At 64.5% G+C, this 15,282-nt stretch carries 12 protein-coding genes; all 12 read right to left on the bottom strand.

The features are described from left to right. Positions 1–20 precede the first annotated feature (20 nt). The 12 genes from ftsZ to NKJ58_RS06770 all read right to left on the bottom strand — a co-directional run bounded on the left by ftsZ (position 21) and on the right by NKJ58_RS06770 (position 15,250). Positions 21–1,679 carry a cell division protein FtsZ gene (ftsZ, locus tag NKJ58_RS06825; protein ID WP_023744605.1) on the bottom strand — a complete coding sequence of 553 codons (1,659 nt, stop codon included), beginning with the start codon at positions 1,677–1,679 and terminating at the stop codon, positions 21–23. A gap of 66 nt (positions 1,680–1,745) precedes the next feature. Beyond that, complete coding sequence (gene ftsA, locus NKJ58_RS06820) at positions 1,746–3,053, bottom strand: cell division protein FtsA (protein ID WP_023688034.1); 1,308 nt, start codon at positions 3,051–3,053, stop codon at positions 1,746–1,748. Further along, a complete protein-coding gene (locus NKJ58_RS06815; RefSeq protein ID WP_023725356.1) occupies positions 3,050–3,991 on the bottom strand; it encodes a cell division protein FtsQ/DivIB in 942 nt (313 codons plus the stop codon). The genes ftsA and NKJ58_RS06815 overlap by 4 nt, the downstream gene beginning before the upstream one ends. Further along, a complete protein-coding gene (locus tag NKJ58_RS06810) occupies positions 3,979–4,905 on the bottom strand; it encodes a D-alanine--D-alanine ligase (protein ID WP_023744604.1) in 927 nt (308 codons plus the stop codon). Before NKJ58_RS06810 ends, NKJ58_RS06815 begins: the two co-directional genes overlap by 13 nt. A 305-nt stretch (positions 4,906–5,210) precedes the next feature. After that, positions 5,211–6,176, bottom strand: a complete 966-nt coding sequence (gene murB, locus NKJ58_RS06805; RefSeq protein WP_027050618.1) for a UDP-N-acetylmuramate dehydrogenase — start codon at positions 6,174–6,176, stop codon at positions 5,211–5,213. Then, entirely contained in the window at positions 6,173–7,579 is a 1,407-nt protein-coding gene (gene murC / locus NKJ58_RS06800) for a UDP-N-acetylmuramate--L-alanine ligase (protein WP_023668277.1), read from the bottom strand. Before murC ends, murB begins: the two co-directional genes overlap by 4 nt. Next, positions 7,579–8,703, bottom strand: coding sequence for an undecaprenyldiphospho-muramoylpentapeptide beta-N-acetylglucosaminyltransferase (gene murG / locus NKJ58_RS06795; RefSeq protein WP_023682136.1), 1,125 nt, complete (start codon positions 8,701–8,703; stop codon positions 7,579–7,581). The genes murC and murG overlap by 1 nt, the downstream gene beginning before the upstream one ends. 1 nt (position 8,704) lies before the next feature. Next, on the bottom strand, positions 8,705–9,856 hold the full coding sequence (gene ftsW / locus NKJ58_RS06790) for a putative lipid II flippase FtsW (protein ID WP_023668275.1): 1,152 nt from the start codon (positions 9,854–9,856) through the stop codon (positions 8,705–8,707). Beyond that, positions 9,856–11,256 carry a UDP-N-acetylmuramoyl-L-alanine--D-glutamate ligase gene (gene murD, locus NKJ58_RS06785; RefSeq protein ID WP_023712435.1) on the bottom strand — a complete coding sequence of 467 codons (1,401 nt, stop codon included), beginning with the start codon at positions 11,254–11,256 and terminating at the stop codon, positions 9,856–9,858. The genes ftsW and murD overlap by 1 nt, the downstream gene beginning before the upstream one ends. Positions 11,257–11,264: 8 nt before the next feature. Further along, positions 11,265–12,347 carry a phospho-N-acetylmuramoyl-pentapeptide-transferase gene (gene mraY, locus NKJ58_RS06780; protein WP_023668273.1) on the bottom strand — a complete coding sequence of 361 codons (1,083 nt, stop codon included), beginning with the start codon at positions 12,345–12,347 and terminating at the stop codon, positions 11,265–11,267. A gap of 18 nt (positions 12,348–12,365) precedes the next feature. After that, on the bottom strand, positions 12,366–13,799 hold the full coding sequence (locus NKJ58_RS06775; RefSeq protein WP_352519886.1) for a UDP-N-acetylmuramoylalanyl-D-glutamyl-2,6-diaminopimelate--D-alanyl-D-alanine ligase: 1,434 nt from the start codon (positions 13,797–13,799) through the stop codon (positions 12,366–12,368). Further along, positions 13,796–15,250: a UDP-N-acetylmuramoyl-L-alanyl-D-glutamate--2,6-diaminopimelate ligase gene (locus NKJ58_RS06770; protein WP_352519888.1), complete on the bottom strand. Its 1,455-nt coding sequence runs from the start codon at positions 15,248–15,250 to the stop codon at positions 13,796–13,798. The genes NKJ58_RS06775 and NKJ58_RS06770 overlap by 4 nt, the downstream gene beginning before the upstream one ends. Between the last annotated feature and the right edge of the window lie 32 nt (positions 15,251–15,282).

The following is a 15,282-nucleotide window of genomic DNA, read 5'->3' as shown; positions in this document are numbered from 1 at the left end:
TGTTACATACCGTTAACGGCTCAGTTGGCCTGGCGGCGCAGGAAAGCCGGTATCTCCAGCTGGTCGTCTTCCTGGGTCGACCTGGTCTGCGGCGTCAACCGGCCCTGATCGTCGAGCTGGCCGCGGCGCGGCGCGTAAAGCTGCGGATCCTGGCTGGCAAGGCGGCGCATTTCCGGCGCCGCCTGGCGCAGTTTCGGTTCGCGCGGCTGTGCCGGCTGCAACCGGGCCGGCTCTTCTTCGCGGCGCGTCAGTCCGTTGGTCAGCCGCTTGAGCAGCCCCATCGGCCCGCTGTTTTCATGGTCGGCCGGACGGCCCTTGGCTTCCACCTCGGCCCGCACCACCGGCGGAAAATCCTCCACCCGCGGCATGCGCTGCGGTGCGGCAGCCACCGGCTGCGGCATTTCCCGCAGCGGCGCCGGTTGCATCACCTGCTGCACGACAGGCTGCGGCTGGGCAGGCGGGGCCTGGAAGATCTTGCTCTGCGGGCGGAAATCTTCCGCCTGGGCCATCGGCGCCGGACGAGCCATTGCCGCCGCATTGGCCTCGGCAAGCTGGATCGCCTCGGCCACCGGATCGGCCGCGCGCTGCTCATAGGTCTGCTGCTGGACCGGTGCCGGACGGCCTTCCGCCCCCGAAGCCGCTGGGCGGCTGACCGGCTTCTGCTGCGGCGGCACGGCCCGGATCGAGATCGGCGCCGCGGCAATTTCAGCTGCCGATTTGTCGATGCCGGTGGCGACCACCGAGACGCGGATGACGCCTTCGAGTTCCTCGTCGAAGGTGGCGCCGAGGATGATGTTGGCGTCCTGATCGACTTCCTCGCGGATGCGGGTCGCGGCCTCGTCGACTTCGAACAGGGTCAGGTCGCGGCCGCCGGTGATCGAGATCAGCAGGCCCTTGGCGCCCCTCATCGAGGTCTCGTCGAGCAACGGATTGGCGATCGCCGCCTCGGCGGCGGCCATCGCGCGGCCCTCGCCCGAAGCTTCGCCGGTGCCCATCATCGCCTTGCCCATTTCGCGCATCACCGAACGCACGTCGGCGAAGTCGAGATTGATCAGACCTTCCTTGACCATCAGGTCGGTGATGCAGGCAACACCGGAGTAGAGCACCTGGTCGGCCATGGCGAAGGCGTCGGCAAAGGTGGTCTTGTCATTGGCCAGCCGGAACAGGTTCTGGTTGGGGATGACGATCAGGGTATCGACACATTTCTGCAGCTCCTCGATGCCGAGATCCGCCGTCTTCATGCGGCGCTGGCCTTCGAAATGGAACGGCTTGGTGACGACGCCGACGGTGAGGATACCCCGTTCGCGCGCCGCGCGGGCAACCACGGGAGCCGCACCGGTTCCGGTGCCGCCACCCATACCGGCGGTGACGAAGCACATATGGGTGTTGGAGAGATGATCGATGATCTCATCGATGCACTCTTCCGCCGCCGCACGGCCCACTTCAGGCTGCGAGCCGGCGCCGAGCCCCTCGGTGACATGCGCGCCGAGCTGGATCAGCCGCTCGGCCTTCGACATGGTCAGCGCCTGTGCATCGGTGTTGGCCACGACGAACTCGACACCGCGCAAGCCCGCGGTGATCATGTTGTTGACGGCATTGCCGCCGCCGCCGCCGACACCGAATACGGTGATCCGCGGCTTGAGCTCGGTGATGTCCGGCTTTTGCAGATTGATCGTCATTGTCTCCGTCCTTTGCCTTTCCCGCCGCTTCGCCGCCGCGGCCGCCTATGGGGCTGTCCCCGTCAATTAGAAACTGTCTCTCAACCACTGACTCATGCGATGCAGTTTTCCGCCCGTCCCGGTCATCCTGAGACCGGAAATTCCTTTCGCCGGATGGCTCTCGAAGCTCGCCATCTGCGGATAGATCAGCAGCCCGACCGCCGTCGAGAAAGCCGGCCCCTTGGCAGCTTCCGGCAGGCCCGCCACGCCGAGCGGGCGTCCGATGCGCACATTGCGTCCCAGAATGCGGCGCGCCGCCTCGGGGAGACCCGCAAGCTGGCTGGCGCCGCCGGTCAGCACGACGCGTTTTCCCACGGCATTGCCGTAGCCCGACTTGTTCAGCCGGTCGCGCAACAGTTCCAGCGTCTCGTCGATGCGGGCGCGGATGACGCGCGTCATCACCGAGCGCGGGATCTGCAGCGGCATCTCGCCGTCTTCGCCGATCGGCTGGATCGAGACCAGGTCGCGATCGTCGGCACTGCCAGGCAGCGCCGAACCATGCATCACCTTCAGCCGCTCCGCGGCGTCGAGCGAGGTCGACAGGCCCTTGGCCATATCGAGCGTCACATGATTGCCGCCGATGGCAATGGCATCGGCGTGGACGAATTTGCCTTCCGAAAACACCGAGATGGTCGTCGTGCCGCCGCCCATGTCGATGCAGGCCGCACCCATTTCCAGTTCGTCGTCGACCAGGGCCGCAAGCCCGCTGGCATAGGGCGTCGCCACCATGCGCTCGACCGAAAGATGCGAGCGGTTGATGCAGAGCTCCAGATTGCGCAGCGGCGCGGCATCGCCCGTCAGCACATGCATATCGACGCCGAGCTGGTCGCCGACCATGCCGCGCGGATCGCGCACGCCGCGCTCGGCGTCCAGCGAAAAGCCGACGGGCAGCGAATGGATCACGTCGCGTTCGGCCTTGAGCGCCTGCTTGGCGCCGGCGGCAAGCACGCGCTTGATGTCGGCTTCGTCGGCCTGATGGCCACCGAGATTGATCGTGGCCGAATAGGTTTCGCTCTTCAGCCGGCCCGCCGTCATGTTGACGATCAGCGAATCCACCGTCAGTCCCGCCATGCGTTCGGCGGCGTCGACGGACAGGCGAATGGCGTGCTCCGCACGGTCGAGATCGACGACCACGCCCGACTTCACGCCTTGCGATTTCTGGTGGCCGATGCCGATTACCTGGATGCGGTGCGAGCGGCCGCGCAACAGCTTGCCGTCCTCGCGCGGCTTCAGTTTCGCCACCACGCAGCAAACCTTGCTCGAGCCGACATCCAGCACGGTGAGCGTGCCGGAACGCCGCGAAGAGGCATCGCTGTTGCCGCCAAGCCAGCTCATATCTTCGTCCCCGACTTGCGCTTCAGATTTTGCGGCTTTTCATTGAGCGCGGCCTGGCGCTGCGTCGCCGCTTCCGGCGTCAGCTGCACCACCAGGCGATCGGAGATGCGCATGTCGACGGCGGCGATGTCCCGCGTCAGAAGCCCGTTGTCGTGGTCCATCCGAACCAGGTCGGCGATCGCCTGATCCTCGCCATCCTCGGGCAGCTTGATCGTGATGCCGTTTTCCAGCTTCAGGTCCCAACGCCGTTCGCCGATGCGGATATAGCCTTTGACCCGAGCCGCGAGCTCGGGAAATTTCTTGATCTTGGCCACGAAGTCGGGCGCCTTGGCCGGTGCGCCGGTGCCGATGATCAGCGGCAGCAGCGCCTGCTTGCCGCCGGAGAACGGCGCGATCACCGCGCCGGAGCGTTCGATGACCGAAAGCTCCGCGCCCTGCTGCCAGAGCGCGAAGGGCTCGCGCTCCTCGACACGCACTTCCAGCGTATGTGGATAGACCTTGCGCACCGCCGCCACTTCGACCCAGGGCAAGGTATCAATACGTTCACGCGCGGCCTCGGCATCGAAGCCGATCAGTGACGTCCAGCCGTCGAGCTCGAGCCGGTCCAATATGTCGATCTCCGAAGTCTGGCGGTTGCCGACCACCTTGATCTGGTCGACGGCAAAGCCGGTCCGGGCGGTGATGCTCTGGACGATGTCGTCGGCATGACCGCCGAGAATGGCGCCATAGAGGCTGCTTGATGCAATGAGCGAAGCCGACAGGATGGCCGCGGAAAAGCGCGGCGCGACGAAGTCGCCGCCGCCCAGGCGCGCCAGCACGCGCACCGGCCGGCGCAGCACGCGCGGCAGCACGAAATGGTCGAACGACAACGGCATGCCGAACAGCGCCGGCCCGGCGCCGCCCCTGCCCTTGTCCTGTCCCCATTTCAACGCAGACACGAAGCGTCCTCCACCATCCAACTCAACAATTTGCCAAACGAGTGCCCGGCCTGGGCGGCGATTTCAGGCACCAAAGACGTCGGCGTCATGCCCGGCTGAGTGTTGATCTCGAGCCAGACAATCTCGCCGTTTTCGGAGTGACGGTCGTCATAGCGGAAGTCCGATCGGGAAACGCCCCGGCAGCCGATAGCCAGATGTGCCTTGAGCGCCAGTGTCTGTATTTTTTGGTAAATATTTGATGAAATTTTAGCAGGGATTTCGTGTTTTGATCCGCCGGCGACGTATTTTGAATCATAGTCGTAGAAGGAATGGCCGGTCGGAATGATCTCGCAGACGCCGAGCGCCACGTCGCCCATGACGGCGCAGGTCAGCTCGCGCCCATGAATGTAGCGCTCGACCATGACGGTCTCGCCATATTTCCATTCGGACGAGCCGATGACCTGCGGCGGATGCGACTGCCCTTCATGCACGATGACGACGCCGAAGCTTGAGCCTTCATTGACCGGCTTGACCACGTAGGGCGGCTTCATCGGATGCTTGTTCTGGATGGCAAAGCGGCTGGCAACCTTCGATTCCGCCACCGCGATGCCGGCAGCCTTGGCGACCTTCTTGGCTTGCTCCTTGTTCATGGCGAGCGCCGAGGCGAGCACGCCCGAATGGGTGTAGGGAATGGCCAGATATTCGAGGATGCCCTGGATGGTGCCGTCTTCACCGAACGGGCCGTGCAGTGCGTTGAAGACGACATCGGGCTTGAGTTCGGTGAGCACGGCGCCGACATCGCGCGCAACATCGACGCGGGTAACCTGGTAGCCTTCATTCTCAAGCGCATCCGCACACGCCTTTCCCGAAGACAGAGACACGGGCCGCTCGGACGAGAATCCGCCCAGGAGGACAGCCACATGCTTGTTCTTCATATCCCGTCATCCCTCTCACGGCGGGCCCGCAACCACGCATTCAGCGACCAGATTGAGTCCGAGTCTCCCGGCAGGTTGCCCCCCCCCAGACGGAAAACGCGGTCGACGCGTCGAACGACTCAAATCAGGAAACGCTTTAAGGCAGAGAATCAGAGAGTTGATTCGCTGGCAAGTGCTTATGATTCCGACAGATTCACTTTCCGCGAAAACGGCCGGAAAAAGCGTGTTGTGAGTCTTTGGAGCAACGGTGGCGCTGTTGTTTCAGACCGTTTGAAGTTCAAGCATCACATGAACTTCAGCTTGCGCTAAAGAAGCTGTCCGAGGAATTCCTGCACGGCATGGCCGGGGCGGAAATTGCCGAGCCGCTTGATTTCCCACTGCAGGCGGATGCCTGAATTTTCAAGCACGCGGGCGCGCACCGTCTCGCCGAGATATTCGAGGTCGTATCCGGTCGCTGTTCCGGTGTTGATCATGAAGTTGCAGTGCATCGGCGACATCTGCGCGCCGCCGATCATCAGCCCGCGGCAGCCGGCCTTGTCGATTTCCTTCCAGGCCGAGGTGCCTTCCGGATTCTTGAAGGTCGAGCCGCCGGTCTTCTCGCGGATCGGCTGCACCGTCTCGCGATGCGTCTGGACGGCGTCCATGGCCGCCTTGATCGCCTCCTGGTCTTCCAGAACACCTTCGAAAACGGCGGAGGTGAAGATCAGCCCGGCAGGTGCGGCCGAGTGACGATAGGCATAGCCCATGTCTTCATTGCTGAGGGTGTGGAGATTGCCCTTGCGGTCGAGCGCCCGAACCTCGACGACACGTTCCCGCGTCTCGACGCCATTGGCGCCGGCATTCATCCTCAGCGCCCCGCCGATGGCGCCGGGAATGCCGTGATAGAAATGAAAGCCGCCAATACCGGCCTCATAAGCGACGGCCGCGACGCGCTTGTCGGGCGTCGCAGCACCGGCCTTGATGACGGTCGGCGAAACCACCTCGGCTTCGCCAAAGCCCTTGGCCGAAAGCCGGATGACGAAACCCGGAATGCCGCCGTCGCGCACCAGGAGGTTGGAGCCGACACCGACGATGGTGAGCGGGATGTCCTCCGGCACGGCGCGCAGGAAGGCAGCCAGATCCTCCTCGTCGGCCGGCTGGAACAGGGCGTCCGCCAGACCGCCGGCGCGGAACCAGGTGATCTTGTCCATCTCGGCATTGGGCGTGATGCGGCCGCGCAGGCCGGCAAGCCGGTCGCCAAGTTTGTCGAGCAGGTCCTGGCCGCGCATCATGAGACGGTACCGCCGAGTTCCCCAGGCAGCGCATAGGCCCATTGGGTGATGTTGCCGGCGCCCAGGAAGATGACGAAGTCGCCCGGTTTCGCCAACGCGCGGATGACGGGCGAAATCGCGGCAGGGGTTTCGACGTAGCGCGCATCGCGATGGCCCCCGGAGCGGATGCGCGACACCAGCGCCTCCGAGGTCACGCCGTCGATCGGCTCCTCGCCCGCCGCATAGACCGGCGCCACCATCACCGTGTCGGCATCGTTGAAACAGACCGAAAACTCGTCGAACAGATCGTGCAGCCGGGTGAAGCGGTGCGGCTGCGCAATGGCGATGACGCGGCCCTTGGTGGCGCTGCGCGCCGCTTTCAACACCGCCGTGATCTCGACCGGGTGGTGGCCGTAATCGTCGAAGATGTCGACGCCGTTCCACGAGCCGGTGTGGGTGAAGCGCCGCTTGACGCCGGCAAAGGACGACAGCCCTTTCTTGATCGCTTCGGCCGATAGGCCGAGTTCATGCGCGACCGCAATTGCGGCGGTGGCGTTGGAGACGTTGTGGCGGCCGGGCATCGGCAGCCGCAGATCCGATATCGTCGTCTGGCCGCCGGTCTTGCGGTCGCGGATCACCACGTCGAATGCCGAGACGGCACCGGCCATCCGGTGGTTGGTGAAACGCACATCGGCCTGCGCGTTCTCGCCATAGGTGATGACGCGGCGGTCCTCGATGCGGCTGACCAGCGCCTGTACTTCCGGATGGTCGGTGCACATCACGCCAAAACCGTAGAACGGCACGTTCTCGACGAATTGCCGGAACGCCTCGCGCACCTTGTCGAAACTGCCATAATGGTCCAGATGCTCGGGATCGATGTTTGTGACGACGGCGATCTCGGCCGGCAGCTTGAGGAAGGTGCCGTCGCTTTCGTCGGCTTCGACCACCATCCACTCGCCATCGCCCATACGGGCATTGGTGCCATAGGCATTGATGATGCCGCCATTGATCACCGTCGGGTCGAGCCCGCCGGCATCGAGCAGCGTCGCCACCATCGACGTGGTTGTGGTCTTGCCATGCGTGCCACCGATCGCGACCGCCTGGCGGAAGCGCATCAGTTCGGCCAGCATCTCGGCCCGGCGCACGATCGGCAGCAGTTTTTCGCGCGCGGCCTTCAGCTCGGGATTGGATTTCTTGATCGCGGTGGAGACGACCACCACTTCGGCCGCGCCGATATTCTCGGCCTTGTGGCCGACAAAGCATTCGATGCCCTTGTCGCGCAGCCGCTGGACATTGGCGCTGTCGGCCTGGTCCGAACCCTGCACCTTGTAGCCGAGATTGTGCAGAACCTCGGCGATGCCGCTCATGCCGATGCCGCCAATGCCGATGAAATGCACAAGGCCGATGGTCTGCGGCATCTTCATCAATGCGTCCCTTTCCTGAAATCCGAAACGGTTTTTCTGGACGCAATAGCCTCTGTGAGATCAGCGAGCAACCGTGCCGCGTTCGGCCGGCCAGCCGACTTCGCTCCGGCAGCCATGGCCGTCAGCCGCTCGGGAGTGTCCATCAGCCCGCCAATGAGAGCCGCGATGCGCTCCGGCGACAGTGACGATTGCGGATGCACCTCGCCGCCGCCCGCCGCGGCAAGGGCGGCTGCGTTCGCCGCCTGATCGTGATCCAGCGCATAGGGATAAGGCACCAGCAGCGCCGGCCGGCCGATGACGGCGATCTCCGAAACCGTCGAGGCGCCGGAGCGCGAGATCACCAGATGCGCCGCGCCCATGCGCTGTGCCATATCGGTGAAGAAGGGCGAGACGTCGACATGGACGCCGAGTGCCGCATAGCCGGCCTTCACCCGCGCCACGTCGTCGGCGCGGGCCTGCTGGGTGATCACCAGCCGCTTGCGCTGCGCCTCCGGCAGAAGTGCGATCGCCGTCGGCATGGCGTCGGAAAAGAACTGCGCGCCCTGGCTGCCGCCGAACACCAGGAGCCTGAACGGATCCGCCCCTTTGGATGCGGTGTAGGGCGTCTTTGCCGCCTCCAGGATTGGCGGCCTGACCGGATTGCCTGTCGTCACCGTCTTGGCGCCTGTGGCACTTTCATCTTGCGGCAGGAAGCCGCCGGCGATGGCATCGACGCGCCCGGACAGCGCCCGGTTGGCGCGGCCCATCACTGCGTTCTGCTCATGGATCAGCGTCGGCAGCTTGCGCCGCGTCGCGGCATAGAGCGGTGGCAAGGTCGGATAACCGCCAAAGCCGACGACCGCATCAGGCTTGATCCTGGCGATGACGGCGGAGGCTTGGCGCACGCCGCGCCAGATCTTCCAGAACGCGCCAAGCAGCGCGACAGGGTTTTTCGAGCCCATCGTCGCCGACTGGATCGGATGGATGGCGGCGGCCGGGAAATGGCCGGCAAAGCGCTCGGCGCGGTCGTCCGTCGCCAGATGCACGCCCCAGCCGCGCTCGATCAGCTCATGCGCCAGCGCCTCGGCCGGAAACAGATGTCCGCCGGTTCCGCCAGCCGCGAGAAGGATGACACCCCGCGCCATATCACTCCGCCGGCAGGGCGCGCTGCGACAGGGCAAAGCCCATCTGCTTGCGCTTTTCCGGTCGCTTGCGCGTCAGCGCCAGCACCATGCCCATCGAGATGGCAATGGCGATCTGCGAGGAGCCGCCATAGGAGATGAAAGGCAGCGTCATGCCCTTGGCCGGCATCAGTTGCAGGTTGACGCACATGTTGATGACCGACTGCAGGCCGAAGACGGTGACGAGACCGCCGACGGCGTAGCGGGTGAAATCATCATGTTCCTTCAATGCCGTGCTCAAGCCGCGCAGCACGATGAAGGCGAAGATCGACATGATGAAGAAGCACATGATCAGCCCGAACTCTTCGCCGGCGACCGAAAACACGAAATCGGCATGCGCGTCGGGAATGACCCGCTTGACCGTGCCCTCGCCCGGGCCGACGCCGAACCAGTGGCCGTTGATCAGCGCCTCACGGCCCATGTCGACCTGGAACGTGTCGCCTTCGCCGGTCAGGAATTTGTCGATGCGGGCGGCGACGTGCGGGAACACCGTATAGGCGGCAAACAGGCCGCCGGCGCCGGTGGCGCCAAGCGCGATGATCCATAGCCATGGCAGGCCGGCCATGAAGAACATGACGCCCCAGGTGCCGGTCACCAGCATGGTCTGGCCGAGATCGGGCTGCGCCACCAGAAGCGAGATGACCAGGATCAGCAGCAGCATGGCAAACAAATTGCCGGGGATGTCGGGCTGGCGCTTGTGTTCGGCGAACAGCCAGGCGCAGACGATGACGAAGGCGGGTTTCAGAAATTCCGACGGCTGGATCGACATGCCGACAAACGACACCCAGCGCCGCGCGCCCTTCACCTCGACGCCGATGTAGAGCACGGCCACCATCAGCACCAGCATGATGCCCAGGATGATCAGCGCCATGCGCCGGATCTGCCGCGATTCCAGGAAGGAGACCGCCAGCATCACGCCGAGCGCCGGCACGGTGAAGATGATCTGCCTGGTGGCAAAGTGGAAACTATCGAGGCCGATGCGTTCGGCCACCGCCGGGCTTGCCGCAAAGGACAAGACGATGCCAAGCCCCATTAGCGACAGGAACGCCGCCAGGAACCAGCGATCGATCGTCCACCACCAGGTTGCAACCGGGCTTTTGTCGAGACGGCTTTGCATTATCGTGCCCCTCCGATGGGTTTGACACCCTCGATAGCATTCGCAGCTTGCCTGAAGGCTTCGCCGCGAACTTCGAAATTCTTGAACTGGTCGAAACTGGCGCAGGCCGGCGACAGCAGCACCACCACCTCGCCGTTGTCATCCTTGGCCGAGTCTTTCGCGGCATGGTCGACCGCGGCGGCCAGGGTGCCCGAGATTTCATAGGGCACGGCTTCGCCGAGCGTCGCCGAGAACGCGGGCGCCGCCTCGCCGATCAGATAGGCCTTGGCGATGCGTGGGAAAAAACCGCGCAGCGGCTCGATGCCGCCTTCCTTGGGCAGTCCGCCGGCGATCCAGTAAATGCGCGAAAAACTCGACAGCGCGGGTGCCGCCGCATCGGCATTGGTCGCCTTGGAATCGTTGACAAACAGCACGTGGTCCTTGCGTCCGACCTGCTCCATGCGATGCGCGAGGCCTGGAAAGCTCTCCAGTCCCGCCTGGATCTCGCCCAGGCTCAAGCCGACCCTGAGGCAGGCGGCAACAGCGGCAAGCGCGTTCTGCGCATTGTGCTGGCCGCGCAACGAACCGATGCCTTCGAGGAAGGCGACGCGGCTGTAGCGGCCATGGACGGCTTCCATCAGATCGGAACCGTCTGCGAAATAACCGTCGGTCAGCGGCAGCCGCTTGGAGATGCGGATCACCTCCCGGCCCGCCCTCTCCAGCCGGTCAGCGATCTGCGCGCACCAGGAATCGTCAACGCCGACGATCGCCGTCTCGCTGCCGGCAACCAGCCGCTCCTTGATCGAAGCGTAATGCTGCATGGTGCCGTGGCGGTCGAGATGGTCGGGCGTCAGGTTGAGCAGGATGCCGGCCGTCGGGTTGATCGAGGGCGCGAGATCGATCTGGTAGGACGAACACTCGACGACATAGTCCCGGTCAGCCTGCGGTGGATCGAGCGTCATGATGGCCCGGCCGATATTGCCGCCCATCTGCGTGTCGCGCCCTGCCGATTTGAGGATATGCGCGGTCAGCGCCGTGGTCGTCGACTTGCCGTTGGTGCCGGTGATAGCGATGAACGGCGCATCAGGCGCGCGCGCAATCCGCTCGCGGCAGAACAATTCGATATCGCCGATCACCTCGACGCCGGAGCCACGCGCCAACTCCACCGTCCAGTGCGGCTTGGGATGCGTCAGCGGCACGCCGGGTGAGAGCACGAAGGCCGAGAATTTCGACCAGTCGGCGCCGCGCAGGTCGGCGGTCGCAATGCCTTGGTCAGCAGCCTTGGCGACGCTATCGGGATTGTCGTCCCAGGCGAGCACGTCGGCGCCGCCCTCGATCAGCGCGCGCGCCGTGGCGATCCCCGAGCCACCGAGCCCGAAGAGCGAAACGCGTTTGCCCGAAAAGGATGCGGCGGGGATCAAGCGGGTTCCTATCTCAGCTTGAGGGTCGACAGGCCGACCAGCGCCAGGATGACGGCGATGATCCAGAAGCGGATCACCACCTGGCTTTCGGTCCAGCCGAGCTTTTCGAAATGATGATGGATAGGCGCCATCAGGAAGACGCGCTTGCCGGTCATCTTGAAGTAGCCGACCTGGATGATGACCGACAGGATTTCCACGACGAACAATCCGCCGACGATGACCAGCACGATTTCGTGCTTGGTGGCGACCGCGACCGTACCGATCAGGCCACCCATGGCCAGCGAACCGGTGTCGCCCATGAAGATCGCTGCCGGTGGCGCGTTGAACCAGAGGAAGCCGAGGCCGGCGCCGATGACGGCGCCAAGCACGACAGCCAGTTCGCCGGTGCCGGGCACGAAATGAATCTGCAGATATTCGGCGAACACCGCATTGCCGGAGAGGTAGGCGATAACGCCGAAGGATGCCGCCGCGATCATGATCGGCACGATCGCCAGCCCGTCGAGGCCATCGGTCAAATTCACCGCATTGCCGGCGCCGACAATGACGAAGCAGGAGAACGGCACGAAGAACCAGCCGAGATTGATGATGAATTCCTTGGCGAAGGGGAAAGTCAGCGACGATGAGAACGGCGCCTGGCCATTATGCATGATCGCCCAGGCGGCGATGCCGGCGATGACGAATTCCAACGCCAGCCGCGCCTTGCCGGAAAAGCCGAGATGCGACTGCTTGGTTACCTTGAGATAGTCGTCGTAAAAGCCGATCGAACCGAAGCCCAGCGTCACCAAGAGCACCACCCAGACATAGATCGAGGAGAGGTTCGCCCATAGAAGCGACGAGCCGACGATGCCGCACAGGATCATCAGCCCGCCCATGGTCGGCGTGCCGGCCTTCTTGAAATGCGTCTGCGGGCCATCGGCGCGGATCGGCTGGCCCTTGCCTTGCCGCAGCCTAAGCGAATTGATGATGGTCGGCCCGAAGATGAAGACGATCAGCGCCGAGGTGATCAGCGCACCGCCGGTGCGGAAAGTTATGTAGCGGAAGACATTGAAGACCGAGACCTTGTCCGCAAAATCGACGAGCAATGTAAACATACGATTCCGTTCCCCGGACTAGTTCTGTTTCGTGCCTGCGGCTTCCGCCGGATATTTGCCGAGCAAGGCCTCGACCAGCTTTGAAAAGCCGATGCCTTTCGACGATTTGATCATCACCACGTCGCCGGCCTCCAGCGTCGACAGCAGCAGCGGCTTCAATTCCTCGGCGCCGGCGCGGTATTCCGTTTTGATCTTGTCGGGCAGGATGTCTGCCAGCGCCCGCATTTCCGGGCCGCCGAGAAAGACCGTGTTTGTGCCGGTCCCGACGATCAGTTCGGCCAGGGCTGCATGCAGCTTGGCCGAATGGTCGCCGAGTTCGAGCATGTCGCCGAGCACGGCGATGCGCCGGCCCTCGCCCGTGACAGGCGTCGCATTGAGCAGCGCCATGGCAGCAGCCATCGAGGCCGGATTGGCGTTGTAGCTCTCGTCGATCAGTGTGATCAGTCCCTTGGGATGGCGCAGCACATGGCGCTTGCCACGGCCGCGTTCGGCGGAGAGATCGGCCAGCGCTTCCGCCACCTTTGCGATGTCGGCTTCAACGAGATGCGCCGCGCCAAGAACGGCGAGCACATTCTGTACCATGTGGCGGCCGGGCGCGCCGATCCGGGCAACGACATCCTGCCCGCCGATCCTGGCGGTGATGTCGGAATGATCGGCATGCAGCTCGCATTTGGTCAGCTTGTAGGTCGACCGTGCATTCTCGCCGAAGCCAAAGACATGTTCGACGCCGGCGGCTCGCGCCATCTTGTCGAGCAGCTTCCATCGCGCATCGTCGCGGTTGAGCAAGGCCGCACCGCCGGGCTCGATGCCTTCAAAAATCTCGGCCTTGGCCTTGGCGATCTCTTCGAGGTTTTTGAAGAAGCCGAGATGGGCGGCGGCGATCAGCGTGACGATGGCGACCTGCGGGCGGACCATCTTGACCAGTGGCCGGATTTCGCCGGGATGGTTCATGCCGATCTCGAACACGGCGTAATCGCAATCGTCGGGCATGCGCGCCAGTGTCAGCGGCACGCCCCAATGGTTGTTGAACGACTGCGCCGACGCGTGCACCTTGCCAACGGCCGACAGCACATGACGCAGCGCCTCCTTGGTGGTGGTCTTGCCGGCCGATCCGGTCACCGCGATGATTTTTGCGCTGGAACGGGCGCGGGCGGCAACACCGAGTTTCTCCAGTGCTGCCAGCACATCCTGCACGACGATCATCGGCGCCGTCAGCCGCCCGAGCGACGGCAATTTGACTTCGGCGACGACCAGAACGCCGGCGCCGGCCTTGATCGCCGCGGTCGCGAAGTCATGGCCGTCCATCGCCTCGCCCTTGATGGCGAAGAAGGCGTCGCCCGGCTGCAGGCTGCGGCTGTCGATCGAGATCCCCGAAATTCCCTCCGGCATCGGCCCGAGCGGCCGACCGCCCATGGCGTCGACCAGCGCCTCGGAAGTCCAGAGCACGCTCATGCGGCCCGCTCCCGCAGCGCCGAGCGGACTTCCTCGTGGTCGGAGAAGGGAAACGTCTCGGAGCCGATGGTCTGGCCCTCTTCATGGCCCTTGCCGGCAACGATCAGCGTATCGCCCGCTTTGAGCATGGCGACCGCTTCGTGGATCGCCTTGCGGCGGTCGCCGATTTCGATGGCGCCGGGTGCGGCTGCCAGGATCGCGGCACGAATCGTTTCCGGCACTTCCGAGCGCGGATTGTCGTCGGTGACGATGACGACATCGGCCAGCCGCGTGGCGATTGCGCCCATGATCGGCCGCTTGCCCCGGTCGCGGTCGCCGCCGCAGCCGAACACGACGATGACGCGGCCGGTGGTGAACGGGCGCACGGCGGCCAGTACATTTTCCAGCGCATCCGGCTTGTGGGCATAGTCGACATAGACGGGCGCGCCATTGGCGGTGGCGCCGACCAGGTCGAGCCGTCCCGGCGCACCCTGGAGTTTCTCCAATGCCATCAAAGCTTTGGCGACCGGCGTTCCGGTGGAAATGGCCAGCCCTGCCGAAACCAGGGCATTGGCGATCTGGAAGTCGCCGGCGAGCGGCAGGTCGATCTCGTAGAGCACGCCGTCAGCTTCGACCTCGGCGCGCTGGCGGTGGCGCTCGTGCTCGACCCGCTTCAGGCGCAGGAAATCGCCATGGCGGCCGACAGTCAGCACATTGAGCCCCGCGGCCTGCGCAGCCTGGATGGTCGGCGCCGACCACGGATCGTCGGCAAAGATGACCGCCGGCGCGCCTTTCGGCAGCAGCGTGTCGAACAGGCGCAATTTGGCGCGATGGTAGTCCTCGACCGTCGGATGATAGTCCATATGGTCGCGGCCGAGATTGGTGAAACCGCCCGCGGCGAGCTTGACGCCATCGAGACGGCGCTGGTCGAGACCATGGCTGGAAGCCTCCATCGAGGCGTGTGTGACGCCGGCCTCCGCCAATTCCTTGAGCAACTGGTGCAAAGCCACTGGATCGGGTGTGGTCAACGAACCGTAATCGTTGCGGCCCGGCGCCACCACGCCGGTGGTGCCAATGGACGCGGCTGCAAAGCCGGCCTGCTCCCAGATCTGCCTGGTGAAGGCGGCGACCGAGGTCTTGCCTGCGGTGCCGGTAACCGCGACCATGGTCTCCGGCTGGCTGCCGAAGAAACGTGCCGCGCTCAGCGCCAGCGCCAGGCGTGGGTCGTCGACGCTGAGCACCGGGACGGACAGACCGGAAATGGCGCCGGCCTTGCCCACGACAACCGCCGCTGCGCCGCGCTTTGCCGCATCGGCGGCATAGGCCGAACCATCCGCCTTGCTGCCGGCGAGCGCGAAAAAGACCACGCCGGTCTTGACCGTGCGGGAATCCGACGAAATCCCGGTTACCTCCACATCGCGGGAAGATGTTCCCTCGACAGGCAGGATACCGGCTAAATCTCTCAGGTGCATCGAACCCCGTTTATCTCAACAAAATGGCGCGC

The sequence above is a fragment of the Mesorhizobium sp. M0139 genome (assembly GCF_040322455.1).
Taxonomy (GTDB): domain Bacteria; phylum Pseudomonadota; class Alphaproteobacteria; order Rhizobiales; family Rhizobiaceae; genus Mesorhizobium.
Note: the sequence above shows the minus strand (reverse complement) of the source record. Positions and strands in the feature narration are given on the sequence as shown.